This window comes from Pseudomonas putida (assembly GCF_002025705.1).
Classification (GTDB): Bacteria; Pseudomonadota; Gammaproteobacteria; order Pseudomonadales; family Pseudomonadaceae; genus Aquipseudomonas; species Aquipseudomonas putida_J.
In genome coordinates, this window is the sequence record NZ_CP018846.1 from 5,974,543 (window position 1) to 6,001,522 (window position 26,980).

Genomic DNA, 26,980 nt, shown 5'->3' on the forward strand with positions numbered 1-26,980 from the left:
GGATGTGCAACCCTGAGGCTGCGCACTACCCCTGTGGGAGCGGGTTTATCGAGGCGTCGAACCGCCGCGAAGAGGCCAGATCAGGTTGCGCGTTGTTCACAGGCAGAGTGAAGCGAATCTGGCACCCGCCAAACTGCGACACCAACGCCTGCAACTGCCCGCCATGGGCCTGCACCACCGAATTGCAGATCGCCAACCCCATCCCCAGCCCGGCGTCCTTGGTGGTATGGAATGCATCAAACACCCGTGCCCGCTCATCCGCCGCAATGCCGGGCCCGTTGTCGTCCACGCAGACCTCGACCCCATCCCCGGCAACTACCGATGCAATCCGCAACATCCCATCACTGCGATATCCCGCAAGTGCCTCCAGCGCATTGGTGATCAGGTTGAACACCAGTTGCTGCAATTGCACCGGGTCGCCCATCACGCTCACCCCGGCCTGCAGCCGCGTGTGCACCTCGACCCTGTACTTGGCGGCATCGGCCGATGTCAGGCGCAGCACCTCGCGAATAAGCTCGTCGACCTTGACGGCCTTGAGCTGCATCGGCGACTGCTTGGCCAGCGAACGCAGTGCGCGGACGATGTTGGCGGCGCGTTCGCTGTCATTGCGGATGTCTTCCAGGCCGGCAATCGCCTCTTCAAGGTTGGGTTCTGCCCGCTTGAGCCAACGCAGGCTGGCTGCGGCATTGGAGGCAATACCCAACAGTGGCTGGCTGATCTCGTGGGCAATGGACGCTGACAGCTCGTTCATCACCTGCAGGTGTGCACTGCGTGCCAGTTCTGCGCGAGAGCGGCGCAGTTCCTCTTCCATTTGCCCGCGGGCCTGGTTGTCTTCGGCCAGGCGCGTATAGAACTTGGCCGTCTGCAAAGACACCGCGGCCTGCGAGGCGAGGATCTCCAGCATGGCCAGGCGCTGGCTGCCGAACAGGTTCGGCACCAGGCGGTTTTCCAGGTACACCAGGCCGATCAGCACGCCCTGGATCACCAGCGGCAGGCACAGCACCGAACGGGCGTTACGCGCGTGCAGCTCCTGGCGGAAGGCCTCTGGGCACTCGCACAGGGCGTCATTGAGCACCAGCGGCTTCTTGGTGCGCATGGTGGCGTTGATGATCGACAGCGGCGCCTGGGTCATGAACCGCTGGCAGTTGTCCATGCTCACGTGCAGCCCGGCATCGTCGATGTAGGCGAGGGCGGCCATCTGAAATTCGGCGCCACTGACGATCAGCAGTGCACCGTGATCGGCGCCGGAGTGCTGGGTGAGGTGGCCCATCAGCGTTTCGATCAGGCCTTCGAGCAGCACTTCCTCGGACAAAGCCCGCGCAGCCTCGATACCGGCCTCAAGGTCCAGCTTGGCCTGCTGAGTGGCGCGGTATGTTTCCTGGACGGGTTGCGTGCGCAGGAACGGGTGCAGGGCTTCAAGCTGGTGCACCTTGCCAGTCGCCCCCCAGATATGGAAGCAGTCGCGGGCGATGCGCAGGTGCAGGTTGGCGCCGGAGATCAAACCGCTGGGGATGCACACCTCGGCCAGTTGTTCATGGGCCAGGGCCTGTTCGTGGATAAAACCGGCGGCGGTTGCGGCGATCTGTGCCTGGTCAAAGCAGCGGATGGCGGCCAGGCCGTCGCCTTCGAGCCTGGCGATCACACCTTCGATCAGCAGCAGCTTGTTGCGGAAGGTCACCGGGTTGAAGCTGGCCCAGCGCTCGAAGCGCTTGCGCAGGGCCTGCAGCTCGGCCAGCTTGTCAGCAAGGCTGCCAGGGGCTTCCGGGCTGCCTAGCACCAGGCCGCGGAACAAGTGGTAGTCCGCCAGGTTGATGTGCGCAGGTGCCGCCCAGGCGCTGTCGCCCGCCGCGCCAAGGCTATGCATGGCTTGCGGGATGTTGCCCAGGTAGAAGGCGGACATGCCGCTGAACAGGTGCTGGAAGAACCCCGTGGTGGGTGAGTTCACCCGCGTAGGTGAAGCTGTGCAGGATGTGCCGCTCAGGTTGGCGACGAACCCTTGTTGGGCGTGCAGGATCTGTTCGATATCGCTGAAGCCATGACCGCGCACGGTAACCAGGCCCTGCGCCACTTCTTCGGCAACTTCCGGCAGGCAGCGGCCCATGAACAGGGAGTCGGAAACCAAATGGCTGCAGGCATGGCAGGTCATGGCCAGGTCGCCGCTCACGCGCGTCGAGTCGACCGCTTCCAGCGCAGTGCGGCGGGCGAACTCCATGGGCGAGGTCCAGGCGCTGACTTGGTCCAGGGCCAGTAGCGCACTGGTGAGATCGGCTTCGAAGCCGTGTCGTTCGATCAGCTTGAGCGCGGCCAGGCAGCAGGCGTGGCCGTCGTGGTAGCTACCGAAGCGTTCGGCGATCATCACCCCGTACCAGGCCATGCCATAGGTGCTGCCCGGGGCGACACCGTGCAGCAGCGACAGCTCCATGAGTTTGGCCAGGTGCAGGAAGCAGATATCGTCCTGCACGAAAAACGACGACGACAGGGTGGCCAGCAAGCCGATTGCAACTGCCACTTCCTCAGAGTCGGTACGCGGTAAAGACGCCAGGCAATGGCGGCCCTTGCGCTCGATCAGGGCATGGACATGCGCATGGCTGGCCGCCACCTGCTGCGGGTCGGTGCCACGAGCCAGGCTGATTCCCAGCAGCTCGAGGCCGGCGACGGTGGTGGTGATAGCGGCCTGGTAATCGCAGCGCAGAATGTGCAGGCGTGCCTGCAGTCGGCATACCCGCGCTTGCTCCAGCGCCGAGCACGCGCGCTGGAGGCATTCCATGATCCGGCCCTCGGCATCGGCCATGCGCGCCAGTTGCATGTCGCATTCCGCCGCCATGCAGGCGATGGCAAAGCCATGTCTGGCGTGGCTTTGCGCCGTGGCGTCCTGGCGCAGCAGCTGTTCGCACGCCTGCAGGTAGGCCGCAGCTTGCTCATAGGCGCCGTTGTCACTCGCGCGCAGCGCCGCATCACGCAAAAGCTGCAGGAAGACATCGCAGTCATTCGTTGCAAACCCGCATGGGCTGGCGCGTTGCAGCTGATTGGCGATTTCGAATACGACCTTCTGCAAGTCGTTGTGCCAAACCTGAAGCATGGCCTGCGCAATGCGTGCATGCAGTTGGGCACGATCACGCGCAGGCGTGAGTTGGTAGGCGGCCTCCATCACCCGGTCGTGGGCGAAGCCCAGGCCTTTCTGGCCTGGTAGCAGGAAACCCGCAGCAATCATGGCCTTCAACGGTTCGCCCGACAGGGATGCAAGCAGGCGATGCAGCAGCCGTTCATCGCAGCGGCCACCCACCGCGCTGGCGATCCGCAGCACATCGCGCTGGCACTCCGGCAGCCGTGCCAGGCGGTGGATCATCAGGTCTGCGACATTATCGGAGTAACGGTGCCGGGCCACGGCCTTAAGGCACCACGTCCAGCGCATGGCCTGGGTATCGAAGGTGATCAGCCTGTCCTCGACCATGGCCCTGAGGATCTGGTTGATGAAGAACGGGTTACCTGCGGTCTTGTCGAGGACCAGTTCGGCAACCGGCAACGCCTCGTCAGGGCTGACGTGGTAGCGCTCGCCGATCAGTTCGGTGACTGCGCCGACGGTCAGTGGGCGCAGGTTCAGTGTGATCTTGTGCAGTTTTTCAGGCGTGACAAGTTGCGTATTGGCAGCTTGCTGATCGTTGCGCCGGGCGAAGATCAGCAACAGGTTGGCGGGAGCCTGGGCAAGCAATTGTGCCAGTAGCTGCCGGGTAGCGACGTCGGCCCACTGCAGGTCATCGAAACACAGCACCAGCGGCTTGCCGGGTTGGCTGAACACTTGCAGGAATTCGACGATGGCCCGCTGTTCTTTCTGCAGTGCCAGGCGGGTGGGTTTTTCCGGCAGATCGGGCAGAGGGCCGAGGATCAGTTGCAGGTCCGGTGCCAGTTTGCCGAGCAGTCGACCGTGGCCTTTGATGCGCTTGAGGATCTCACGGCGCAGGGTGTCGAGGTCCTGGCTGTTCTTGGCCAGCAGCTGGGTGGTCAGCGAACCGAGGATCTCGACCCACGGCGCATAGGGTATTGCCTGTTCCCGGCTGTTGCACTTGCCGACAGCCCAGAAGCCTTCGGCATGGGCTTTGAGTGCGGCCTCCACCAGGCTGGACTTGCCCATGCCTGCAGCGCCGTTGATGAACAGCACCTGGGGTTTGCTGTCGCGACGTAGTGCCTTGAGCATCAAGGCGATGAGTTTCAGTTCGGCACTGCGGCCATACAGACGCCCGCGGCTGGGCAAAACAGGGTCGGCGTAGCCGGGCTCGAAGGCGGTGATGGTCTGGCTGGTGGCCCATTGTCGTTGGCAGTGGGCCAGGTCTACGGCCAGGGCACGGGCACTCTGGTAGCGGGCGTCTGGCTCCTTCGCCAGGGCCTTGGCCAGGATCCGGCTCAGTGGTTCTGGTACCTGGCTGTCGACCTCACAGGCCGTGCGTGGCTGAACCCCCGCATGCAATTGGCGCCAGTGCTGGGTATCGCGCCCGGCCAGCGGCAGCTCGCCCAGCAGCAGTTGGTAGAGAATCGCGCCCAAGGCATAGATGTCGCTGCGCCGGTCGCTGCTGCTGCCATGGGGGCAGATCTGTTCCGGTGCCAGGTAGGCCCAGTTGCCGATTGCGTTGCCCTGTTCGCTGATCAGTTCGGGTGTGTCGGCACGAAAACAGCCCAGGCGCACCCGGTGGTTCGGCTGCAGGCATACATGTTCCGGCTGCAGCGCACCGTGCAGCACATTGCGTTCGTGGGCTTGAGCCAGGGCGTTGGCGGCGCTTGCCGCAATGTCGAGAAAGGCCGCAAGGTCGACTGGGCCTTGGCTGATCAGGTCGGCGATGGAGCGGCCGGCCGGGTACACCAGCAACGGGCCTTCAGCGGAACGGACGAACGCCGAGGGAATTACCGCCCACTGTGGGTCCAGCTGCAGGCGGTAGTCACGCTCCAGGCGCTGGCAGGCTGCGGGCGCTTCGAGCGGCGCGCGTACGGCGATCCAGGCCTGGCCAGTGGCAGGGTCATGCAGGCGGAAGTAGCTGAGCTCACCTTCCTGGCCCAGCTGCGTGATATCGCAGCGATTCAGCCAGTCGTCGTCGATCGACTGGTCGAAATCGATGGGCCTGTTTGCGAGGCGTTCATCGAGCACAAAGCACCCCCTGCTAGCGACATCCTGACGCGCGAGTATACGCAGCGGACCCATCAAGAATGCGGCCTGCAGCCGGCTTGGCAGAAACGGGCACGCTGTTGTCCGTTATCAGTACCTGGCGCCTGGAGGGGGCTTGTATAGTTCTGAGGCCAACCTATCCCTCGGGATAATTGTCTGATCGCGTTCGCTGGCCTAGGCTGCCCGAGGCTGCGCAATCGCCCATGCCCGCGCGAGGAAACCATGATCCGAATAGGCAATGCCCAGGTGTCGCTGGAGCGGAGAGAAGCCTTTCTCGACGGCAAGCCGATCCCGTTGGGCGGGCGGGCATTCGAGGTGCTGGCCACGCTGATCAAGGCCAAGGGCCGGGTGGTCGGCAAGGACGAGCTGTTCAGCCAGGTGTGGGCCGGCACGGTGGTTGAGGACAACAACCTGCAGGTGCAGGTGTCGCTGTTGCGCAAGGCCTTCGGCGATCGCGGGCTGATCCAGACCGTACCGCGTCGGGGTTATCGCCTGGCGGCCGACGTCAGTATCGACGTGCCTTGCCTGGCGCTGGGTCAATCTGCGCTTTGCGCCGTGGCCGGTGCCACCGAGCCGCTCGATGACGGTGCGGACGTGCCAGTGCTGGTGGTGGACGACGACCCATCGGTGCGCAAGGCACTGGGCCGCCTGCTGCGCTCACAGGATATTCCCCACCGGTTGTTCGCCAGTGCCGAGGAGCTGTTCGACGCTCGCCTGGAAACCCCCTGCGCCTGCCTGCTGCTGGACATGCACCTGCCAGAAACCAGCGGCCTTGAGGTGCAGGCTGCATTGGGGCGGTTGGCGCTGCCTTGGCCGATCGTGTTCATGACCGGCTTCGGCACCATCCCCATGACGGTCCAGGCGATGCGCGCCGGTGCCGTGGAGTTTTTGACCAAGCCTTTCGACGAAGGCCAGCTGCTGGCACTGCTTGTAGCGGTACGCGCCCGCGCTGTGACCGAGGGGCGCAAATGGCACCATGCGCGGCAGGTCGAGGAAAAGTACCAGCGCCTGACCCAGCGCGAACGTCAGGTGTTCACACTGGTGGTTGGCGGCCTTTCGCACAAGCAGATCGCCAAGGAGATCGGCACCAGTGAGGTGACCACCAAGGTGCACAAGAAGAACATCATGAACAAGATGCAGTCACGCTCACTGCTGGAGCTGGTGGCCATGCACAACGTCATCGAGGCTCGGTCTGGCGCATGAGCAGAGCGGTGTGCATCGTCGATGACGATGCTTCGGTGCGCAAAAGCCTGGCCAATCTGCTGCGTTCGGCGGGCTTCGGCAGCCTGGCATTTGCCACGGGGGAAGTGTTTCTGGCTTCGGAGCTGGCGCGCGAGGCAGGCTGCGTTCTGCTCGATCTGAAGATGCCGGGGATGAGTGGGCTGGACGTGCAGCGCGAGCTGGCGCGGCGGGGTTGGCGCTTGCCGGTGATCTGCATGTCGGCGCATTGGGATGAAGGTGCGCTGCAGGCGGCACTGCGCAATGGCGCACGGGCTTGTCTGGGCAAGCCGTTTCCCGAAGAGGTGTTGCTCAAGGTGGTCGAAGAGGCGCTGGCAGGTGAATGAGCACACCTGATCAATCAATGGCTGCGCATTCGGGCGATGCTCGTTGGGTTGATCGAATTGCGAGACCTTTCCCATGCCACGCCTCAATACCTTTCTCGACCCTCAATCGCCGGCCCTGATCGCCAGCGGCCTGCTGTTAATGCGGGTGATGGCGGCGCTGCTGCTATTTTCCATTCACGGCTTGCCCAAGCTGCTGGACTGGAGCGGGGAGTTGCAGCGCATCGAAGATCCTTTTGGCCTTGGGGCGTCGCTGACCTTGGGCCTGGCCGTGTTTGCCGAGGTGATTGGCCCGGTGTTGCTGGTGCTGGGGATCGCAGCGCGGCTGGCCTGCCTGCCGGTGTTGGCGGTGTTGCTGGTGGCGCTGCTGGTGGTGCATCCGGACTGGTCGCTGGAGCAGGGGCAGTTTGCCTGGTTGCTGGTGGCGCTTTATGGCGGACTGGCGCTGACCGGGCCTGGGGCGTATTCGGTCGCAGGGTGGATCGGTCGGGCCAGGTTTTCCTGATGGATTTTGGGGCCGCTTTGCGACCCTTTCGCGACACAAGGCCGCTCCTACAAGGGAACGCGATTTCTTGTAGGAGCGGCCTTGTGTCGCGAAAGGGTCGCAAAGCGGCCCCAAAGATCTAACGGCTCCCTGGTCGGTACTGCAAGGCCTCGGCCAGATGGCTTTTGCCGATCACCTGACTGCCTTCCAGATCGGCCAATGTGCGTGCAACTTTCAGCAGCCGATGCGCTGCCCGCAAAGAAAGACTCAGCCGCTCGCAGGCAGTCTCCAGCCAAGCCTGGTCCGCCGCTGCCAGCTGACAATGACGACGCAACCCCTCCAGGTTTAGAAACGCATTGGCACAGCCTTGCCGTCGCTGCTGCACTTCACGGGCCTCGGCCACCCTGGCTGCCACACCGGTGCTGGTTTCGCCGCTCGGCTGGCTGTTGAGCGTGGTGGTCTCGCGGGCCACGGTCAGGTGCAAGTCGATGCGGTCCAGCAACGGGCCTGACAGCTTGTTGCGATACCGTGCGATCTGTTCGGTACTGCAGCGGCAGCGTCCAGTCGGGTCGCCCAGATACCCGCAAGGGCAGGGGTTCATTGCCGCCACCAGCTGGAAGCGTGCCGGGAAACGCACCTTGTCGCGCGCCCGTGCAATCACGATCTCGCCCGACTCCAGCGGCTCGCGCAGCACCTCCAGCACGCGCCTTTCAAACTCTGGGAGCTCGTCGAGAAACAGCACGCCATGGTGCGCCAGAGTGATCTCGCCAGGTTGCGGCCGGCTGCCGCCGCCAACCAGCGCGGGCCCTGAGGCCGAATGGTGCGGATGGCGAAATGGCCGCTGCGGCCAGCTGCTAAGCGGCGCGTGACCACTGACCGACTGGATCGCCGCTACCTCCAGCGCCTCGTGTTCATCCAGCGGCGGCAGCAGGCCGGGAAGACGGCTGGCGAGCAAGGTCTTGCCCGTGCCGGGCGGGCCGGTGAACAACAAGTTATGCGCCCCGGCTGCGGCCAGCAGCAATGCCCGCTTGGCCGCGACCTGGCCCTGGACCTCGCTGAGGTCCGGGTAAGGATGCTGCTGCAGGACCAGGCCATTGGCGGCGAACGGCGGCAACGGCACTTGCCCGTTGAGGTGCGCTACCAGCTCCAGCAGATGCCCCACTGCATACACCACCAGTCCGCCGGCCAGGCTGGCTTCTTCGGCATTCTCCCGCGGCACCACCAGCGCCCGGCCCGCCTCGCGTGCCGCCAGCGCTGCCGGCAATACACCCTGCACTGGGCGCAGGCTGCCCGACAGTGCCAGTTCACCCAGGCACTCCATGTCGCTCAACGCCGCTATCGGCACTTGGCCGTCGGCGGCCAGGATGCCCAATGCGATGGCCAGGTCATAACGCCCGCCGTCCTTGGGCAGGTCGGCCGGTGCGAGGTTCTGGGTAATGCGCCGTTGGGGGTAATTCAGCCCGGAATTGACGATGGCGCTGCGCACACGGTCCTTGCTCTCCTTGACCGTGGTTTCCGGCAAGCCGACCAGGGTGAGATGGGGCAGGCCGTTGGCCAGGTGCGTTTCGACGCTGACTGCCGGGGCCTGCACGCCGACTTGGGCGCGGCTGTGGACGAGGGCGAGGGACATGGACACTCCGTTTGTCACGACATGGAAAAGCCGCTTCCTGCGGCTCGTCGAAGCCTAGAGTGTTTGCAATGAATTCGCGCAACAAGAATGCGACTTCCTTTTGCAGGGCAGGAGTTTTCCCTGCCTTTTCACACAATCTGACAAATACTGGATCCAATTCTTTGCGAAGATCCCAGCTATGGCTTAGTGTTCATGAGCGACTGCTGTTGCCATTGGATGGCAACGCGACCCTGAAAATGGACTTAAGGTACTGCCCGTGCAAACGCTCATTCGCACCCGCCAGCAGATCCGAGAACGGGTGCAGGCCAACGAATACGCTGAACTCAACCGCTTGTTCGATGCGCTCCAGGCGCAGTGGCGGCAGGCGCCCCCCGGTGAGTGCCCCGCCTATCTGGAGGCTGTGCAGGGCTACATGCTGGATTGCGACTCCCAGGGCGGCAAGGCCCTGACGCAAACCCTCAAGGCCTGGATCGACACCTGCCCCAAGGCTTATCACCCACAGGTGGTGATGGGCTTTCACTGCTTCAGCCACGCCTGCCAGATCCGTGGGCAGGCTGGCTCTGATGAAGTTTCCGAAGAGCGCTGCCTGGCTGCCGAACAGGCCTGCGAGAAGGGCGCTGCGCATTTCCTGCAGGCCATGCAGCGCAGCGCGCAACCGATTGCCGCAGTAATCGGCATGCTGCACGTCAGCGCGTACTTGCGCGAGCCCGGTTGGTTGGTCGAGTTGTTCGCTGGCCAGGTGGCGCGCTATCGGCCCAGCGCGCATGCCGATGTGGAAGTGCAGGAGGCCGCTGCGCCGTTGTTGGTCAAATACGGCCTGACGCCGTTGCTGGAGCTACCGCAATCATTGCCTGCAAATTTAGGCGCGCGTTTGCATGAGCAAGGCGAAAGTGCCCGGGATTACTGGCTGCGTCATGCACTGGCGTGGTTCCCAGGCTGCTTTGAGGCCATTGAGGCTTATGCCGCTTACCTGACCCCATGTTGGGGCGGCAGCGATGAGGCGATCGACGCATTGGCCTGCGGCCCGCTGTGCCAGGGCTGGCCTGAAGCCCTGCGCAATGCGATCCGCTGGCGGGCCCTGGAAGACAGCTTCTGGCTACCGCATCCCAAGCAACTGCTACAGGTGGCGACCTGGCACAGAACTTTTGCTCAATGGGGCCAACGTGAACTCAGGCCCAAGGAACGCGCTACGCTGCTGGCCCGGCGTGGCGCCTTGCGGCGCTACTCGATGCAGGATTACGCCGGAGCGATGCGTGACTTTGTCGAGAGTGTCGCGCTGTACCCTGACCACGGCTTCGTCCCGGCCATTGGCGAGCCCTTCCACAGCCTTGTATGCCTGGTGCTGTTCCACGAGGCTGAGGACGATTCGCAGGTATTGCGCACCGTCATCGAGCGGCTGTGCGACGACCGTCAACAGGCCGCGGCCTGTGCACTGCGGGCTGCGGGGCATCAGTTCGGGCTGTGGGGCTTCGGGCAATCTGCCGAGCAGGCATGCATGTGGTTGCGTTTGGCGGTCAAGCGCCAGTGCGGGCGGGAAGGGCAGGGCTTCGATGTGCTCGATGTACCGCGCCTGCTGTGGGCCGCCAGGCTGCATGAGGCTGCGCACTTCCTGTATGAAGCCTGCGCAGAGTTGAAACTGCCGGATGCCGCCCTCGCACTCTACGACCTGCATCGTGGCTGGCTGGACGACACCCCCGAGCAATATCTGAGTGGCAAGGCTGCCGAGCACTGGTTGCTGCGTGCGGCAGAGTCCGGCCACCCACTGGCCAAGTTCGACCTGGCTTGCCAGCGGATGAGCCACCCGCAAGGGCTGGAAGACCGAAAGGCGGCGCTGGCGGTCAAGCGGCTGTTGCTCGATGCACTGAGCTATCCGCAAATCCATGCCAAGGCGCAGTTGCAGCTAGGCATCCTGCTACGCCAGTACGGTGATGCGCGGGAGCGTGTCGAGGCGGTCGACTATCTGCTGGGGCTGGCCGAGCATCCCGACGCCTGGATTGCAGCGCGCGCCTGTGCAGAACTCGGGCTGGCCTGGATGCAGGGCTGCGGCACGCGCAAGCAGAGCCGCTTCGCGGCAATCGAATGGGCCAATCACGCCGTTGCGCTGCAGTCGAGCGATCCGCTCATCGAAGAAATACAGGCCGAGATCCGCAACTCGCACAGCCGGGTGAAAACGTTGTTCACCGTGTGTGGGGCTGCGTTGTTCCGCGGCGACTTGCATGCCAGTGAACTGCCACCCAAAGCCGCCGGCCAGCACAGGGCTTCGGCCTGATCGAAGTCGGGGCCGCCAGGCGGCCCCGGCTTTTTATGGCTTGGCGCCGAGGATGATGTGCGACGCCTTGATCAGCGCGGTGGCTTTCACGCCGGGGGCCAGGCCAAGCTCCTGCACGGCTTCGCGGGTGACAATGGAAAACACCTCGGTGCCGCCTGCCAGCTTGAGGACCACTTCGGCGTTCACAGCGCCGTCGCCTACCCGTACCACTTCACCTTCCAGGGCGTTGCGGGCCGAAAGCCGGTAGCCGTCGGCATCGGTCATCAGCACCACCCAAGGTGCCTTGACCAGGGCCACGGCCTGTTTGCCGACATTGATATTGAGGTTATGCAGGCTGGCCATGGTGACCACCGCCACCAGTTTCTCGCTGCCAGCCAGGGTCAGTTCGACCTCGGCATTCACTGCGCCGGGCTGCACGGCGCTGACGGTACCTTCAAAGACGTTGCGGGCACTGACTTTCATGGTGAGGCACTCCTTATCGATTGTTATTCCTGCGCAGCTGGTGCCATCCGGGCTTCCAGCTCGGCGACTTGCTTCTCCAGGGCCTCGAGGCGGGCACGGGTGCGTGCCAGCACGACCATCTGGCTGTCGAACTCTTCACGGCTGACCAGGTCCAGCTTGCTGAAGGCGCCTTGCATGAGCACCTTGAACTGGCTTTCCAGTTCGGCGCGGGGCTGGGCGGTATCGCTGCTGAACAGGCGCGAGGCCTGGTCGCTCAGGGCGTCGAGAAGGGCTTTGGGCGCGAGCATGTCGGGCTGTCCACTGATAATGAGAAATGGCTCGCAGTGTAGCACGGGGCAAAGCTGCACTTTTGACCTCAGGCAGTTGCACATTTTTCGAGCAGTGCTGCAGGTCGCTGCGCACCGAAGTTGTGCATGTTCGCCATGCTGGCGACTGGCCAATCCTGACTAATTCACATAACTCGCTGTTTTCCGGTGGTTTAACGGAACTGGCAAGGTTTCTGCAAAGACCTGTACGAGCCATGCACTGATGCAGTTCCTTGTGACCAGGCAGTGCGCACGCGGAGCCGGATGCCGACGACGCGTTACAAAGCCAACCGCTGCGCTTAGACTTGAGACGGGTTTGTTTTCCTGGGGCAAGTCCACCAAATCGGGAGAGAGTTTCATGAAGCTAGTCACAGCCATCATCAAGCCGTTCAAGCTGGACGACGTGCGCGAGTCGCTGTCGGAAATCGGCGTGCAGGGCATTACCGTCACCGAAGTCAAAGGTTTCGGCCGGCAGAAGGGCCACACCGAGCTGTATCGCGGCGCGGAGTACGTGGTCGACTTCCTGCCCAAAGTGAAGATCGACGTCGCCATCGACGACAAGGACCTTGATCGAGTGATCGAAGCCATCACCAAGGCGGCCAACACCGGCAAGATCGGTGACGGCAAGATCTTCGTGGTGAATCTGGAGCAGGCGATCCGCATCCGTACCGGCGAAACCGATACCGACGCGATCTAAGCGCCGAAAAAAAGCCTCACCAAACCCAACGCCCCAGGAGAAAACAACATGACTCTGCGTAAGATCGCAGGGCTAGGAGCCCTATTGTCCCTCGTAATGCCCGGGCTGGCCCTGGCAGAGGAAGCAGCTGCCCCAGCGCTGAACTCCGGCGACACCGCCTGGATGCTCACCTCGACAGCGCTGGTGCTGTTCATGACCATTCCGGGTCTGGCCTTGTTCTACGGCGGCATGGTGCGTTCCAAGAACGTGCTGTCGGTGATGATGCAGTGCTTTGCCATCACTGGCCTGATCAGCATTCTCTGGGTCATTTATGGCTACAGCATGGCCTTCGATACCGCCGGTATGGAAAAGGGCGTGCTCAACTTCAATTCCTTCGTAGGCGGGTTCTCCAAGGCGTTCCTCAGCGGCGTCACGCCAGCGAACCTGACCTCGGCTACCGCACTGTTCCCAGAAGCCGTGTTCATCACCTTCCAGATGACCTTCGCCATCATCACCCCGGCGCTGATCGTCGGTGCCTTTGCCGAACGCATGAAGTTCTCGGCGATGCTGGTGTTCATGGGTATCTGGTTCACCCTGGTCTATGCACCGATCGCGCACATGGTCTGGAGCGGTGACGGCGCGCTGATGTGGGACTGGGGCGTGCTCGACTTCGCTGGCGGCACCGTGGTGCACATCAACGCCGGTATCGCAGGCCTGGTCTGCTGCCTGGTACTGGGCAAGCGCAAAGGCTACCCGACCACCCCGATGGCCCCGCACAACCTGGGCTACACCCTTATGGGCGCGGCCATGCTGTGGATCGGCTGGTTCGGCTTCAACGCCGGCTCCGCCGCTGCGGCCAACGGCACTGCGGGTATGGCCATGCTGGTGACCCAGATCGCGACCGCAGCCGCTGCACTGGGCTGGATGTTCGCCGAGTGGATCTTCCACGGCAAGCCAAGCGCCCTGGGCATCGCCTCGGGTGTGGTCGCCGGCCTGGTCGCCATCACGCCGGCCGCTGGTACCGTGGGCCCGATGGGCGCCCTGGTAATCGGCCTGGCCTCGGGCGTGATCTGCTACTTCTGCGCCACCACCCTCAAGCGCAAGCTGGGTTATGACGACTCCCTCGACGCCTTTGGCGTGCACGGTGTCGGCGGCATCATCGGTGCCATGCTCACCGGCGTGTTCGCGGCACCAGCCCTGGGCGGCTTCGGCGCGGTAACCGATATTGGTGCCCAGGTCTGGATCCAGGCCAAGGGCGTGATCTTCACCGTGGCCTACACCGCCATCGTCACCTACGTGATCCTCAAGGTGCTGGATGTGGTGATGGGCCTGCGGGTCAACGAAGAAGAAGAGTCGGTCGGCCTCGACCTGGCTCAGCACAACGAACGCGGCTACAACCTGTAACTGCGACGCTGGAAAAACTTGCCCGGTTCGCCGGGCATTTTTTTGCCTGTTATTTGCCTTTTCCCGCAGTGCAAACGGTTTATCACTCACGTTCGCGACGTAGGCCAAAAACTTACAAGCTGTAGGGCGTTTATGGTGCTTTGCTTTTTCCACGGGCGCGCTAGAATGCGCGCCAAAGGGTGTTTGACGAGTAGTCCACACGCTTTACCAGCCTTTGCTAGGCTTGCCAGTAGCGTGTGGCCAGCAGGGTTCAAGGATTTGTCAGGTCCTGCCAGGAGCAGGGCCTGCTGGGTGCCGCCTCCCATCAGGAGCGCTGACCCAAGGGCAGTGGCCTAACCCACGGCCAGTTGAATTTTCACTGGTGCCTGCCGGTCTACGGCTGCACTGGTCTATAACTAACCTGCTTTTCGCAAGTCATGAGGTAGAACATGAGCGACGACGATCTGGAAAATGATGACCTCGAAGTAGGCGACGAAGACGAGGCTGATGAGGGCCTCGAAGCGGCGGCTGACGATGGTGCGGAAGATGCTGGCGATGACGACAGCAGCCCGGCACCGGCTGCCAAGGGCAAATCCAAGGCCGCTATCTCGGTAGACGAGATGCCGAGCATGGAAGCCAAGCAGAAGGAGCGTGATGCCCTGGCCAAGGCGATGGAAGAGTTCCTTTCGCGCGGTGGCAAGGTGCAGGAAGTCGAGGCCAACGTGGTCGCCGACCCGCCCAAGAAGCCGGACAACAAGTACGGCAGCCGCCCTATCTGAGTGGCTGAATACAAAAGAGCCCGCCGTCGCTGCGGGCTTTTTTGTGCCCGTTCAGGTTGGCGCGGTCCCTGTAGGCGCGGCCTTGCCGGGGCGCCGGACCGGTCGGAAAGGGCGGCGGAGCCGCCCCTGGCATTGGTGGTGTGTATCAATTGCTGGGGCCGCTGTGCGGCCCTTTCCGACCGGTCCGGCGCCCCGGCAAGGCCGCTCCTGCAAAGTCAGCGCCAGCTGGTCAGAATGTCGGGCAGCTGAGAGAGGCGTTGAATCTCTGCATCCGGCGCCCGGTCGCCAGCCCAGGCCTTGCCCTGTGGGTTGAACCACACCGCCCGCAACCCGGCGCGTTGGGCCCCGGCGATGTCGTCGCCCGGGTGATCACCGACATGCACCGCTGCACCGGCTTCAACTTCACCGCGCTTGAGGGCCTCCATGAATGGCGCCGGGTCGGGCTTGCCGATGCCCAGGTCCTCCGCGCACAGGGCAAAGCGGAAGTAGTCGGCCAGCCCCAGGCGGCGTATATCGGCATTGCCGTTGGTGACCACGCCCAGGATGTAGTGATGGCGCAGGATCTCCAGCACCGGTTGCACCTCGGGGAACACTTCGATCTTGTGGCGGGCGTGCAGGAACACCTCGAAGCCTTCGTTGGCCAGCTCCTGTGCCTGCTTGTCGCTGTAGCCGACCTCTTCGAGGGCGTGGAACAGCACACGCCGGCGCAGGGCACTGATGCGGTGCTTGAGGCCCGGTTCGGCCTGCACCAGGCGTTCGCGAATGGCGAACAGGTGTTCAACCGGCACGCCGCCGAGGATGGGGGCGTTGGCTTCGAGCCAGTCGCGCAGCACGACCTCGGCGCTGGCAATCACGGGCGCGGTGTCCCACAGGGTGTCGTCGAGGTCGAAGGTGATCAGCTTGATGCTCATGAGTCTGTGCCTTTGCTGCGTTTGGCCCGAGGGTGGGCGCTGTCGTACACCGCGGCCAGGTGCTGGAAGTCCAGGTGGGTGTAGATCTGCGTGGTGCTGATGTCGGCATGGCCGAGCATTTCCTGCACCGCGCGCAGGTCCTGGGACGATTCCAGCACATGGCTGGCGAAGGAATGGCGAAGCATGTGCGGGTGCAGGTGCTGGCCCAATTCGCGCTCGCCGGCTGCCTTGACCCGCATCTGGATGGCCCGCGGGCTCATGCGGTTGCCCTGGCGGGTGATGAACACCGCGCTGTCACGTGGGCCGCCGATGCCGCGCAGCTTGAACCAGGCCTGCAAGGCCTCGCGTGCCTTGCGGCCGACCGGTAGCACGCGGGTCTTGCTGCCCTTGCCGAGCACCTGCACCAGGCCAGCGGCCAGGTCGAGCTGTTCGAGGTCGAGGTTGTTCAGCTCGGACAGGCGCAGGCCGGAGGAATAGAACAGTTCGAGGATGGCCTGGTCGCGGCGGGCGATGAAGTCGTCGTCAACGCCACCCTCCAGCAGTTGCAGGGCGCGGTCGGTGTCCAGCACCTTGGGTAACCGGCGCTCGCCCTTGGGCGCACTCAGGCCGCTGGCCGGGTCGTGCTGGCACAGGCCTTCGCGGTTGAGGTAGCGGTACAGGCCGCGCACCGCTGACAGCAGCCGCGCCAGGCTGCGCGAGGACTGCCCTTGGTGGTGCTGGCGAGCGATCAGCTGGCGCAGCTGCTGGATCTGCAGCGCGCCCCATCCGGCGATGCCCTGGTTGTTGCAGTATTCGATGACCTTGTCGAGGTCGCGGCGGTAGGCCAGCAGGGTGTGTTCCGACACCTGGCGCTCGTTGCGCAGGTGTGCGCAATAAGCCTCCAGCTGGCGTTCCATCAGCGCACCGGACGCAGGGTCTGGGTCACGCGTGGCACCACGCGGCCGAGCACTTCGGCGATGTAGCCGAGGAACAAGGTGCCGACGCTGCTCTTGTAGTGCTGCGGGTCACGGCTGCCGATTGCCAGCACGCCATGCAGCCCTTGGTATTCGAGGGCTGCAACGGCACTGGAGCCGACTTCCTGCTGCTGCTCCTTGCCAAACAGGAAGGCCAGTTCGTGCTCGCGCAGGTTGCCGCTGACGGTCTTGCCGCCTCCAAGCAGGCCGCCGATGGCTTGCTGGGCTTCGGCATTGCTCACCCAGCGGCCGACAGGCGCTGCGTTGTCGCCGAACAGGATCAAGCTGACGAAAGGCACCTGGAATTCCTGGCGAAGGCTGTCTTCGACGGCCATCACCACTTCTTCCAGGCTGCCAGCATCGAGCAGGTCGAGGATCAGCCGGCGCGTCTTGTCGAACAGCCGGTCGTTGTCACGGGCCACGTCCATCAGTTGCGACAAGCGATGGCGCATCTCGATGTTGCGGTCGCGCAGCAGCTTGAGCTGGCGCTCCACCAGCGACACGCTGTCGCCGCGCTGGTGGGGGATGCGTTGCTCGATCAGCAGTTCGTCGTGCTCGGCGAAGAAGGTGGGGTGGGCGCGCAGATAGGCGACCACCGCTTCGGCATCGAGCTCATCGGGCTGCTGGGGTACTGGCTGATCGGTCATGGCGGTTACTCGCTTAGAGACGAACCTGTCCTTCGAAGACGCGTACGGCTGGGCCAGTCATCAACACGGGCTTGCCGGGGCCGGCCCATTCGATGTGCAGGCGGCCACCCGGCAGGTCGAGGGTCACCGGAGAGTCCATCCAGCCCTGGCTGATGGCGGCCACGGCAGCGGCGCAAGCGCCGGTGCCACAGGCCTGGGTCTCGCCAGCGCCACGTTCCCATACCCGCAGGTTGGCACGATGGCGGTCGATGACCTGGAGGAAACCGGCATTCACCCGCTGCGGAAAGCGCGGGTGGTTTTCGATTTTCGGGCCCAACTCATGGACCGGCGCGGTGTGCACGTCATCGACACGCAGTACGGCATGCGGGTTACCCATGGACACGGCGGCAATCGAATGCACCTGGCCGTCGACTTCCAGTGGGTAGTTCAACGCCTGCTCGTCGGCAATGAACGGGATTTCTGCCGGGACGAAGCGCGGCGGGCCCATGTCGACGCACACCTGGCCGTCGTTCTGCACGTCCAGCTCGATGATGCCGCCCTTGGTTTCCACGCGGATGCGTTTCTTCGCGGTCAGGCGCTTGTCCAGCACGAAGCGGGCGAAGCAGCGTGCGCCGTTGCCGCACTGCTCGACCTCGGAACCGTCGGCGTTGAAGATCCGATAGCGGAAGTCCACTTCCGGGTTGCTCGGCGCCTCGACGATCAGCAGCTGGTCGAAGCCGATACCGGTGTGGCGGTCACCCCATTGCTTGGCGTGCTTGGGCTGGATGTGCGCGTGCTGGCTGACCAGGTCGAGGACCATGAAGTCGTTGCCCAGCCCATGCATCTTGGTAAAGCGCAGCAGCATGGGGTCACTCCGGCAGCAGGCTTTCGCCAGCGTACAGTTCGGCGATGGTCTCGCGGCGGCGGACTTCGAAAGCCTGGTCGCCGTCGACCAGGATTTCCGCGCAACGGCCACGGGTGTTGTAGTTGGAACTCATGACGAAACCATAGGCGCCCGCCGACTGCACGGCCAGCAGGTCACCTTCGGCCAGGTTCAGCACGCGGTCCTTGGCGAGGAAGTCGCCGGTTTCGCAGATTGGCCCGACCAGGTCGTAGGCCCGACCTTCGCCGGCACGTGGAGTGACCGCGCTGACACCCATCCAGGCCTGGTACAGGGCCGGGCGGATCAGGTCGTTCATCGCCGCATCGATGATGGCGAAGTCCTTGTGTTCGGTGTGCTTGAGGTATTCCACGCGGGTCAGCAGGGCACCGGCGTTGGCCACGATGTAGCGGCCTGGTTCGAATACCAGGGCCAGGTCACGGGTGCCGACGCGTTCACGGATGGCCTTGATGTAGTCGGCCACCAGTGGCGGCTCTTCGTCGCGATAGCGCACGCCAACGCCGCCGCCCAGGTCCAGGTGGCGCAAGTGGATGCCGCACTCGGCCAGGCGATCGACCAGGGCCAGCAGGCGGTCGAGGGCATCGAGGAACGGGTCGACGGTGGTCAGCTGCGAGCCGATGTGGCAGTCGACACCGACAACGTCCAGGTTTGGCAGCTGCGCGGCGCGCACGTAGATGGCTTCGGCATCGGCGATGGCGATACCGAATTTGTTCTCTTTGAGGCCGGTGGAGATATACGGGTGGGTGCCGGCATCGACGTCCGGGTTCACGCGCAGCGAGATCGGGGCAATTTTGCCCATCTCGGCGGCCACCACTTGCAGGCGCTCGAGCTCGTCGGTGGATTCGACGTTGAAGCAATGTACCCCGACTTCCAGGGCGCGGCGCATGTCTTCGCGGGTTTTGCCGACCCCGGAGAACACCACGCGATCGGCACGCCCGCCAGCGGCCAGCACACGCTCCAGTTCACCGCCGGAAACGATGTCGAAGCCCGCGCCCAGGCGCGCCAGCACGTTCAGCACGCCGAGGTTGGAGTTGGCCTTTACGGCGAAGCAGACCAGGTGCTCGGTGCCTTGCAGGGCATCGGTGTAGCTGCGGTACTGGGCTTCGATGTGAGCGCGCGAGTAGACGTAGGTGGGGGTGCCAAAACGTTCGGCGATAGCCGAAAGGGCCACGCCTTCCGCGAACAGTTCACCGTCGCGGTAGTTGAAAGCGTTCATCTGATTTCCTTACTGCGCAGGCGTCTGCTCGGGCTGGATTGGCTGCTCTTCTTGCGGTTGGACCGCAGGAGCGTGCTGGTGCTGGTGCGACTTTTTCGGGCCTTTGCCGTCCTTGCCGTCTTCTGGCAGGTACAGGGGCCCCTTCTGACCGCAGGCCGAAACGAGGCAGGCAACCGCGACCAGCGCCGCGAGCGAGGAAATCAGGCGCTTCATGGGTGAAATCCTTTGAAATATGCAGTATTGCGCCCGAGTATACCGAGCGACCGGCGGATTGCCTATGCAAGAGCCGGTCCGTCGGGCGGGCTATGCTTAGGTGCTCTCGCCGCCGGTTATGGGGCCAGTGCCGAGAGCGGCTAAACCTTTGCATTCATGGCCCGGCGCCCGTATCTTGCCCGGCTTGCCCGTAAAGCAGCCAATTTCGAGGTTCCTGCAATGAGTTTGAGCGAAGCGCGTTTCCATGATCTGGTCGACGCTACCCAACAGGCCCTGGAAGACCTGTTCGACGAGAGCGGCCTGGACCTGGACATGGAGAATTCCGGCGGCGTGCTGACCGTCAAGTTCGAAGGCGGCGCCCAGCTGATCTTCAGCCGCCAGGAGCCGCTGCGCCAGCTGTGGCTGGCCGACCGTTCCGGTGGCTTCCACTTCGACTACGACGAAGAGACCAGCAAGTGGGTGTGCGAGAAGAGCGAAGAGCTGCTTGGCGAAATGCTCGAACGCATCGTCTGGGAGCGGGCCGGCGAGAAGCTGGACTTCGACGAGATCTGACATGACCAGCCAGGCGCGGCCGCCCAAGCCGCTGTACAGCAACGTCAGCCCGGCAGTACCGTCACCCTGCATCAGCGTCTGCCGGCTGGATGAGCAGCGGGTGTGCACCGGCTGCCACCGGCATGTCGAGCACATCCGCGAATGGCGCTCGGCCGACGACGAACGGCGCCGGCAGATCTGCCGCGAAGCCGAGGCCCTGCGCGCACGGGCTTGAGTATTTGCCCCGCTGTGGTAGTGTCAGGTTATGCGTCGGTGACGCAAAAGCATTCACAAACCCCGCCCTTGGGCGGGGTTTTGCTTTATCTGCCTGCAGGAAACCGCCTGTTCAAAGGAGTCTGACTGGATCATGAGCACCAAGCCTTCCCTCATCCTCACCCGACTGGACGTGCAGCGTCTCGAGCGCCTGATCGACAGCCTCGACGAAACTACCCCGGGTGTGCTCGCCTTGCAGGAGGAGCTGGACCGTGCCGGGCAGGTGGTCGGCCATGATGAAGTGCCCGCCGGTGTGGTGACCATGAACTCGCGCGTACATTGCCGCGAGGAAGCCAGTGGCAAGGATTACCACCTGACCCTGGTGTATCCGAAAGATGCGGGTGGTGAGGGCAAGGTCTCGATCCTCGCGCCGATCGGCTGTGCGCTGCTGGGCTTGTCGGTGGGAGAGCAGATCGACTGGCCGGCCCCAGGTGGCAAGACCCTGAAGCTGAAGCTGCTGGAAGTCGAATACCAGCCAGAGGCGGCTGGCGATTTCGACCTGTGAAATCCTCTGGGGCGCGTTGCGCCTCTTTCACGACACGAGCCGCTCCTGCAGGAGACTGCGTATTTTTGTAGGAGCGGCCTCGTGTCGCGAAAGGGCTGCAAGGCAGCCCCGGCATTCTCAAGGCTCTAAAGTAGCCTGCAACTTCGCCAGTCCATCATTCAACGCCTGTTCCAGCTCGCGCTTGTAGCGCAGGTACAGGCTGGTGGAGCCCTGCTCATCCTCGAGCAGCTCGGACAGGTCCAGGTCGGTGATGTAGCAGCGGTAGTGCCCGGCGCTGCGCCGCTGGCCGAGGATCTGCCGGGCGACCACCTCATACAACTGGTCGCCATGGTCCAACTCGGAAAACTCCTGCTGGTCGCAATACAGCGTCACATGCACATCTTCCCCCGTGCCGGCCTGCAGAATGGCCTGAACCTCGTAATAGGGTTGGTCGATGCCAGCGCTGGGGGCTGGGCGTGGCTCGATGCTGCGCGCCTTGCCCGGCCCAGAGGGCAGCAGTTGGGCATAGTGGATGCCAAGTGAAGCCTGCTGCAGATGGTCGAGCGGGAGGCGGGCATCGTGGCGCACCACCACCGAGCGCAGAAAGCGCTGCAACGGCAGCAGCAAATGGCTTTCGTCAAACAGCGGCAGGCGTTGCTGCCACAGGGCATTGTACTCATCAAGCACGTACAGGTCGGCCCAGCCGTCGAGCAGGCGGTAGAACACCTGGATGCAATTGCGTCGGCCTTGTTCCAGCAGCAGAGGCAGGTCGTAGTCCTGCAGCGCATTGCCATCCAGGTGCAACGGGCTGTAGCGGCTGCGCACTTCGCCGAGGTGATCGAGCACGGCGTCATGCTCGGTCATGGTGGTCAGGCTGACCTGGCCGGGCAACAATTCAAGCACATGGGTGTACTGCGCTACCTGCAGCAGGTAACGGTGATTCAGGCCCTGGTCGAGCAGCAGTTGCACCGTGTCGAAGATTTCCTCCACCCGCTGGCTGATGGCCTGGGCGCGGTTGTGGCAGAAGCAGCGCACCTTGACCTGCGGGCGCTGGCTGCGCTGGCCGAGGCTATTGAGGAAGTCACGCAGGCAGCGCAGCAACGCGTGTTCGCCGTCGTAGCGCTGCACCAGCACTTCGTTCCAGCTGTTGCGGGTGATCTGGTCGAGGGTCAGCACCAGGTTCTCGCGCACGCCCGCATAGCTCAACGAGTCGGTACGCTCGGTGGTCATCAGGATGTTCAGGTCGCGGTGATGGCGCAGCGGGTCGACGCCGACGTTGACCAGCAGCAGGATCTCGTCAGCCACGCTGGGTTGCAGCAGGCGCTCTTCGCTGACGCTGTCCAGCGGTAGCGGGATGCTCTGCTGCAGGCTGCCCAGCAGGTTGAACAGCTCGAACTCGCTGAGGTCGCTGTCGCCTGGGTGCAGGGCCAGGCGCGTGCTGCTGTCGATGACGCCGTTGCGGTGGGCCCAGGCCAGCAGTTCGAGCAGTTCGCGGCAGCGCTTGATCGGGCTGAAATGCTCCCACTCGTGCACCCCCAGGTTACCGTTGTACAGCCCCCAGTGATGGCTCCCAGGCTCCTTGCGGTTTGGCGACTGGACCAGCGTCAAGGTGTCTTCGGCGATGTCCGGGGCAATGCCCGGGTTGATCACTTCGATCTTGCCGGCGCGGCGTTCGAAGGCGGCGTACAGGCGCCGGCCCAGTACATTCAGGTCGCGCTGCTCGGCGCGGCTGCTGGCGTCCTGGCTTTGCGCGAACTGCCCGAGGAAGCGATAGCTATGGTTGAGCTCTGCAACCAGTTCACGGCGTTCGACGGCAACCTGGCGTACCTTCCACTGGCTGCGGCTGTCGAGCATGGCCAGCTGGCGTTCGTCCCATCCCCACTCATCGGTCAGGCGCTGCAACAGTTGGCGCTGCCAGCCGCTGCTGCGGGTACGGTCCAGGCCGCTCAGCTTCTTGTTGACCTTCAGGTACAGGCTGCGCCGGACCAGTTCGAGCCGTGCGGTTTCGCCGCGTTGCTGCAGGTAGCGCTCGATACGCCGGTACACCATCACATAGGGGTCGAGTTCATCGAGGTTGAGATGATTGGCGAATACCGCCTGCTTGTAGTCCAGGCTCAGGCAGCGCACGGTCGGGTGCTCACTGGCGTAAACCTCGGTCAGCAGTAGCTTGAGCAGTGACTTGTAGGGCGAGTCGATGCCCTTGAACAGCTGCCACAGCCCGGCGCCGACGTACTCGCCGGGCGGAATATGCGCAAGGTTGCCAAGGTCGAGGGCGTCCTGGTTGCGGATGAAGCGCTTGGACAGCAAGGTCTCGGTATAGGCCTGATAGTTGTGCTCTTCATAGACCGGCACCAACCACCACAGCGGCGTGCGCCCGGCGAGCCAGATGGCGGTGCGATAGAACTCGTCGAGCAGCAGGAAGTGCTGGGTGGTGCCGCAGTCGTCGGAGCTGAGCTGGCTGTCGCGCTGGCCCTGTGCGAAGTTTTGCGGGTCGATCAGGAAGAAGTGCGCCTCGGCACCTTGGCTGGCCGCCCAGGCTTCCAGCAGCTGGCATTTGCGCCGCAACTCATCGCGCTCGGCTTCGGCAAGGCCGGGGGCATGGCACACCCATAGGTCCATGTCGCTTTGTTCGGCCTGGGCCAGCGAACCGAGGCTACCCATCAGGAACAGGCCGTGGATCGGGCGTGGCGGGTTGCCATGTCGTGCCTTGTAGGCGAACGAGCGAGCCAGGCGCTGGGCATCGGCGACCTGCTCGGCATCTGGCTCGAACCCCGCCACCCCCGCTGGTGTGGCACCGGAAACGTAACCCGGTAGCAGCGGGTGGTTGACGTGGAACAGCAGCGGCAAAAGGGTCAGGACCAGTTGCTGGCGGCTCGACAGGCCCTCCATTGCGCGCTCGAGCCGGCATTGGTTGATGTGCATGAAGCGCGCACGCAATGTCGCCAGCACCTTGCGGTCGATGCCTTCGTCCAGGTCAGGGCGGATTTCGTGGGGGTGGTTCATTGCACACTCAGGGCGGGCTGGGGGAAGCTGTGGCGAGTTTAGCCTGAGTGGAGCAGTCGGATAAGTGGGTTATGGATTATTGGCGCCATTTTCCCATCGTCTGTCCTGGCCTCTTCGCGGGCAAGCCCGCTCCCACAGGCGATCGCAAGTCTCGGTGGGAGCGGGCTTGCCCGCGAAGAGGCCGGCAGAGGTTCAGGCTGGCTGCGGGGATCTGAGGATGTTCAGCAGCAGTTGCACGCTTTCCGCCGCATCATGCCCCAGGCTGGTCAGGTAACCGCCATCGGGCTCATCGGTCAGTTGCTTGTCGTAAAGCCGTTGCGCGGCGGCGACCAAGGCAGGGGAAGCGTTGGCGTGAATCTTGATCCCTTCCTGGCTGCTGTCCAGGTTGAACAGGGCGAGCACTTCCAGTTCGGCGATCAGTTCGGGGGTAAAGGACATGGCGACTCCTGACTTCCAGACGAGGATGGCGGCACCGCCAGCGGTGCCTGACCTTGGAGTGTAGCCGGGTTATTCGACGTCGCCTTGATCTGCCTCAGGTGGCAGTTCAGGCAGTGCACGCAGGGCGTTTTCGTACCACTCTGTGTTGAACGGGCGGTCTTCGTCGAGCATGTTGTCGATCTCGATGGCCAGCACGTGTGCCATGAGGTTGAGAATGTCTTCACGCTCGTAGCCGACCAGGGTCAGCTTGTTGAAGGTGGCCTTGGCTGCGGGCGGCTCGCCGCTTTCGATCTGGTTCTCGATGGCCTGGGTCAGTGTCGCCTCGGCGAAGGCTTCGTCGTCATTGTCGATTTCGTCGTGCTCGCTCATGGCGGTACTCCTGTGGTGGGATGCACAGTTTGCCATGCTCGCGCCGGCAATGCCCGGTCATCGACCGGGTGCATGACGCTGGTCAGGCGTCAGCGTACGGTCTATAACAGCCGAGCCATCCCCACACGGCCTGGAGGCTGTAACCACATGCTCAAGCTTCACGGATTCTCGGTCAGCAACTACTACAACATGGTCAAGCTGGCCCTGCTGGAAAAAGGCCTGCCTTTCGAGGAAGTCACCTTCTACGGCGGTCAGGCGCCGCAAGCGCTGGAGGTCAGCCCGCGCGGCAAGGTGCCGGTGCTGGAGACCGAACACGGTTTCCTCAGCGAAACCAGCGTGATCCTCGACTACATCGAGCAGACCCGCGGTGGCAAGGCGCTGTTGCCGGCGGATCCGTTCGAGCAGGCCAAAGTGCGGGAGCTGCTCAAGGAAATTGAACTGTACATCGAGCTGCCGGCGCGTACCTGTTACCCGGAGGCTTTCTTTGGCGCAGCGGTCGAGCCGTTGATCAAGGAGCGTGCGCGTACAGAGTTGCTGGCAGGCTTTGCGACGCTCAAGCGTAATGGGCGCTTTGCACCTTATGTGGCGGGCGAGGAACTGACGTTGGCCGACCTGATGTTCTGCTTCTCGGTCGACCTGGCCTACGCAGTAGGCAAGAAGGTGCTGAACATCGACTTCCTGGCGGACTTCCCGGAAGCCAAGGCATTGCTCGAGAAAATGCGCGAGAACCCGCACATGGCAAAAGTCGTGGCGGACAAGGAGGCGGCGATGCCGGCCTTCATCGAGATGGTGCGCAGCGGCAAGCGCTGAGACCGTGTTGGGCCTTCGCGGGCAAGCCCGCTCCCACAGGTAAGGTGCAAGGCTCAGGCAATGCACGGTTACTGTGGGAGCGGGCTTGCCCGCGAACGAGGGCGAAGCCCTCGCAATGGGCCTTAGCGCGAAGCCAGCAGGGCCTTGCCGCGAACGACAGCGGCACGCACCTGAGCCGGCGCCGTACCACCAATGTGGTTACGGGCATTCACCGAGCCTTCCAGGGTCAGCACGGCAAACACGTCCTGCTCGATCTGGTCGCTGAACTGGCGCAGCTCGTCCAGGCTCATCTCGGCCAGGTCCTTGCCGGTATCGACGCCATACTTCACGGCATGGCCGACGATTTCGTGGCAATCACGGAACGGCAGGCCGCGGCGAACCAGGTAGTCGGCCAGGTCGGTAGCGGTGGAGAAACCGCGCAGGGCCGCCTCGCGCATGATGGCGTGCTTGGGCTTGATCGCCGGGATCATGTCGGCGAAGGCGCGCAGCGAGTCGCGCAGGGTGTCGGCGGCGTCGAACAGCGGCTCTTTATCTTCCTGGTTGTCCTTGTTGTAGGCCAGCGGCTGGCCTTTCATCAGGGTCAGCAGGCCGGTCAGGGCGCCGAATACACGGCCGCTCTTGCCGCGTACCAGCTCCGGTACGTCCGGGTTCTTCTTCTGCGGCATGATCGAACTGCCGGTGCAGAAGCGATCAGGCAGGTCGATGAACTGGAACTGGGCGCTGGTCCACAGCACCAGCTCTTCGGAGAAGCGCGACAGGTGCATCATCGCAACGCTGGCGGCAGCGCAGAATTCGATGGCGAAGTCACGGTCCGAGACGCCGTCCAGCGAGTTGCCGGCCACGGCCTCGAAGCCCAGCAGCTTGCAGGTCAGTTCACGGTCGATCGGGTAGGTTGTACCGGCCAGAGCAGCACTGCCCAGAGGCATGCGGTTGGCGCGCTTGCGGCAGTCGACCAGGCGCTCGTAGTCGCGGCTGAGCATTTCGAACCAGGCCAGCAGGTGGTGGCCGAAGGTGACCGGCTGTGCGGTCTGCAGGTGGGTGAAGCCGGGCATGATGGTTTCGGCTTCACGCTCGGCCTGCTCCAGCAGGCCCTGCTGCAGGCGGGTGATCTCGGCCAGGATCAGATCGATCTCGTCACGCAGCCACAGGCGGATGTCGGTGGCCACCTGGTCGTTGCGGCTACGGCCGGTATGCAGCTTCTTGCCGGTGATGCCGATGCGGTCGGTCAGGCGTGCTTCGATGTTCATGTGCACGTCTTCGAGGTCGACGCGCCAGTCAAAGCTGCCCGCCTCGATTTCGCCCTGGATGGTTTTCAGGCCATCGATGATGGTGTCGCGCTCGGCATCGCTGAGCACGCCGACCTGGGCCAGCATGGTGGCGTGGGCGATCGAACCCATGATGTCGTGGCGGTACAGGCGCTTGTCGAAGTCGACCGAAGCGGTGAAACGGGCGACGAAGGCGTCGACGGGCTCACTGAAGCGGCCGCCCCAGGACTGATTGGTCTTGTCGGTGCTCATGGATTCACTCATTGCAGGCGTGAACGAAAAAGT

At 63.7% G+C, this 26,980-nt stretch carries 25 protein-coding genes; 11 read left to right on the forward strand and 14 right to left on the reverse strand.

The window, feature by feature from the left end; translation table 11 throughout:
- Nucleotides 1-25: 25 nt before the first annotated feature.
- Nucleotides 26-5,134 (reverse strand): ATP-binding sensor histidine kinase, encoded by a 5,109-nt coding sequence (locus tag BUQ73_RS26960; protein WP_079230364.1) that lies wholly within the window; start codon nucleotides 5,132-5,134, stop codon nucleotides 26-28.
- Between the two features lie 240 nt (nucleotides 5,135-5,374).
- Between BUQ73_RS26960 and BUQ73_RS26965 the strand changes: the two genes are divergently transcribed.
- The 3 genes from BUQ73_RS26965 (at nucleotide 5,375) to BUQ73_RS26975 (ending at nucleotide 7,219) form a co-directional block, all read left to right on the forward strand.
- Nucleotides 5,375-6,355 carry a response regulator gene (locus BUQ73_RS26965; RefSeq protein WP_079230365.1) on the forward strand — a complete coding sequence of 327 codons (981 nt, stop codon included), beginning with the start codon at nucleotides 5,375-5,377 and terminating at the stop codon, nucleotides 6,353-6,355.
- Complete coding sequence (locus BUQ73_RS26970) at nucleotides 6,352-6,717, forward strand: response regulator transcription factor (protein ID WP_177326665.1); 366 nt, start codon at nucleotides 6,352-6,354, stop codon at nucleotides 6,715-6,717. The genes BUQ73_RS26965 and BUQ73_RS26970 overlap by 4 nt, the downstream gene beginning before the upstream one ends.
- 73 nt (nucleotides 6,718-6,790) lie before the next feature.
- A complete protein-coding gene (locus tag BUQ73_RS26975; protein ID WP_079230366.1) occupies nucleotides 6,791-7,219 on the forward strand; it encodes a DoxX family protein in 429 nt (142 codons plus the stop codon).
- A 118-nt stretch (nucleotides 7,220-7,337) separates the two neighbouring features.
- On the opposite strand, the gene BUQ73_RS26980 is transcribed toward BUQ73_RS26975, so the two are convergent.
- Complete coding sequence (locus BUQ73_RS26980; protein WP_079230367.1) at nucleotides 7,338-8,828, reverse strand: YifB family Mg chelatase-like AAA ATPase; 1,491 nt, start codon at nucleotides 8,826-8,828, stop codon at nucleotides 7,338-7,340.
- 256 nt (nucleotides 8,829-9,084) lie between these two features.
- Here BUQ73_RS26980 and BUQ73_RS26985 point away from each other — a divergent pair, with 256 nt between their 5' ends.
- On the forward strand, nucleotides 9,085-11,097 hold the full coding sequence (locus BUQ73_RS26985) for a DUF4034 domain-containing protein (protein ID WP_079230368.1): 2,013 nt from the start codon (nucleotides 9,085-9,087) through the stop codon (nucleotides 11,095-11,097).
- 33 nt (nucleotides 11,098-11,130) lie between these two features.
- On the opposite strand, the gene BUQ73_RS26990 is transcribed toward BUQ73_RS26985, so the two are convergent.
- Nucleotides 11,131-11,559, reverse strand: a complete 429-nt coding sequence (locus BUQ73_RS26990; protein ID WP_079230369.1) for a TOBE domain-containing protein — start codon at nucleotides 11,557-11,559, stop codon at nucleotides 11,131-11,133.
- 23 nt (nucleotides 11,560-11,582) lie between these two features.
- Entirely contained in the window at nucleotides 11,583-11,846 is a 264-nt protein-coding gene (locus BUQ73_RS26995) for an accessory factor UbiK family protein (protein WP_008091866.1), read from the reverse strand.
- 376 nt (nucleotides 11,847-12,222) lie between these two features.
- On the opposite strand from BUQ73_RS26995, the gene glnK reads away from it, so the two are divergent.
- The 3 genes from glnK (at nucleotide 12,223) to sutA (ending at nucleotide 14,702) form a co-directional block, all read left to right on the forward strand.
- Nucleotides 12,223-12,561 carry a P-II family nitrogen regulator gene (gene glnK, locus BUQ73_RS27000; RefSeq protein ID WP_002555808.1) on the forward strand — a complete coding sequence of 113 codons (339 nt, stop codon included), beginning with the start codon at nucleotides 12,223-12,225 and terminating at the stop codon, nucleotides 12,559-12,561.
- Nucleotides 12,562-12,609: 48 nt separating this feature from the next.
- On the forward strand, nucleotides 12,610-13,944 hold the full coding sequence (locus BUQ73_RS27005; protein WP_079230370.1) for an ammonium transporter: 1,335 nt from the start codon (nucleotides 12,610-12,612) through the stop codon (nucleotides 13,942-13,944).
- Between the two features lie 428 nt (nucleotides 13,945-14,372).
- Nucleotides 14,373-14,702 (forward strand): transcriptional regulator SutA, encoded by a 330-nt coding sequence (sutA, locus tag BUQ73_RS27010; RefSeq protein ID WP_027916971.1) that lies wholly within the window; start codon nucleotides 14,373-14,375, stop codon nucleotides 14,700-14,702.
- 215 nt (nucleotides 14,703-14,917) lie between these two features.
- Here the strand turns inward: sutA and BUQ73_RS27015 are convergent, their stop codons facing one another.
- From BUQ73_RS27015 to lptM, 6 genes are read right to left on the reverse strand one after another with little or no spacing between them, the layout of a single operon-like run.
- Entirely contained in the window at nucleotides 14,918-15,613 is a 696-nt protein-coding gene (locus BUQ73_RS27015) for an HAD family hydrolase (RefSeq protein ID WP_079230371.1), read from the reverse strand.
- Nucleotides 15,610-16,509 carry a tyrosine recombinase XerC gene (xerC, locus tag BUQ73_RS27020; protein ID WP_079230372.1) on the reverse strand — a complete coding sequence of 300 codons (900 nt, stop codon included), beginning with the start codon at nucleotides 16,507-16,509 and terminating at the stop codon, nucleotides 15,610-15,612. Before xerC ends, BUQ73_RS27015 begins: the two co-directional genes overlap by 4 nt.
- Nucleotides 16,509-17,213: a DUF484 family protein gene (locus BUQ73_RS27025; RefSeq protein WP_027916968.1), complete on the reverse strand. Its 705-nt coding sequence runs from the start codon at nucleotides 17,211-17,213 to the stop codon at nucleotides 16,509-16,511. The genes xerC and BUQ73_RS27025 overlap by 1 nt, the downstream gene beginning before the upstream one ends.
- A gap of 13 nt (nucleotides 17,214-17,226) precedes the next feature.
- Complete coding sequence (gene dapF, locus BUQ73_RS27030; RefSeq protein ID WP_027916967.1) at nucleotides 17,227-18,057, reverse strand: diaminopimelate epimerase; 831 nt, start codon at nucleotides 18,055-18,057, stop codon at nucleotides 17,227-17,229.
- A 4-nt stretch (nucleotides 18,058-18,061) separates the two neighbouring features.
- On the reverse strand, nucleotides 18,062-19,309 hold the full coding sequence (lysA, locus tag BUQ73_RS27035) for a diaminopimelate decarboxylase (RefSeq protein WP_027916966.1): 1,248 nt from the start codon (nucleotides 19,307-19,309) through the stop codon (nucleotides 18,062-18,064).
- A 9-nt stretch (nucleotides 19,310-19,318) separates the two neighbouring features.
- Nucleotides 19,319-19,522, reverse strand: a complete 204-nt coding sequence (gene lptM / locus BUQ73_RS27040) for an LPS translocon maturation chaperone LptM (RefSeq protein WP_033695922.1) — start codon at nucleotides 19,520-19,522, stop codon at nucleotides 19,319-19,321.
- A 219-nt stretch (nucleotides 19,523-19,741) separates the two neighbouring features.
- Here lptM and cyaY point away from each other — a divergent pair, with 219 nt between their 5' ends.
- The 3 genes from cyaY to rnk all read left to right on the forward strand — a co-directional run bounded on the left by cyaY (nucleotide 19,742) and on the right by rnk (nucleotide 20,831).
- Nucleotides 19,742-20,074: an iron donor protein CyaY gene (cyaY, locus tag BUQ73_RS27045; protein ID WP_027916965.1), complete on the forward strand. Its 333-nt coding sequence runs from the start codon at nucleotides 19,742-19,744 to the stop codon at nucleotides 20,072-20,074.
- A gap of 1 nt (nucleotide 20,075) precedes the next feature.
- The gene (locus tag BUQ73_RS27050) at nucleotides 20,076-20,288 is read left to right on the forward strand and encodes a DUF1289 domain-containing protein (protein WP_054886457.1); all 213 of its coding nucleotides are present in this window, start codon (nucleotides 20,076-20,078) and stop codon (nucleotides 20,286-20,288) included.
- Nucleotides 20,289-20,420: 132 nt separating this feature from the next.
- A complete protein-coding gene (rnk, locus tag BUQ73_RS27055; protein WP_079230373.1) occupies nucleotides 20,421-20,831 on the forward strand; it encodes a nucleoside diphosphate kinase regulator in 411 nt (136 codons plus the stop codon).
- A gap of 117 nt (nucleotides 20,832-20,948) precedes the next feature.
- On the opposite strand, the gene BUQ73_RS27060 is transcribed toward rnk, so the two are convergent.
- The 3 genes from BUQ73_RS27060 to BUQ73_RS27070 all read right to left on the reverse strand — a co-directional run bounded on the left by BUQ73_RS27060 (nucleotide 20,949) and on the right by BUQ73_RS27070 (nucleotide 24,620).
- Nucleotides 20,949-23,813, reverse strand: coding sequence for a class I adenylate cyclase (locus BUQ73_RS27060; RefSeq protein WP_079230374.1), 2,865 nt, complete (start codon nucleotides 23,811-23,813; stop codon nucleotides 20,949-20,951).
- Nucleotides 23,814-24,005: 192 nt separating this feature from the next.
- A complete protein-coding gene (locus BUQ73_RS27065) occupies nucleotides 24,006-24,251 on the reverse strand; it encodes a TIGR02647 family protein (RefSeq protein ID WP_079230375.1) in 246 nt (81 codons plus the stop codon).
- Nucleotides 24,252-24,320: 69 nt separating this feature from the next.
- Complete coding sequence (locus BUQ73_RS27070; protein ID WP_027916959.1) at nucleotides 24,321-24,620, reverse strand: hypothetical protein; 300 nt, start codon at nucleotides 24,618-24,620, stop codon at nucleotides 24,321-24,323.
- Between the two features lie 147 nt (nucleotides 24,621-24,767).
- On the opposite strand from BUQ73_RS27070, the gene BUQ73_RS27075 reads away from it, so the two are divergent.
- Entirely contained in the window at nucleotides 24,768-25,430 is a 663-nt protein-coding gene (locus tag BUQ73_RS27075) for a glutathione S-transferase (protein WP_027916958.1), read from the forward strand.
- Nucleotides 25,431-25,552: 122 nt separating this feature from the next.
- On the opposite strand, the gene argH is transcribed toward BUQ73_RS27075, so the two are convergent.
- On the reverse strand, nucleotides 25,553-26,947 hold the full coding sequence (gene argH, locus BUQ73_RS27080) for an argininosuccinate lyase (protein WP_027916957.1): 1,395 nt from the start codon (nucleotides 26,945-26,947) through the stop codon (nucleotides 25,553-25,555).
- Nucleotides 26,948-26,980 lie beyond the last annotated feature (33 nt).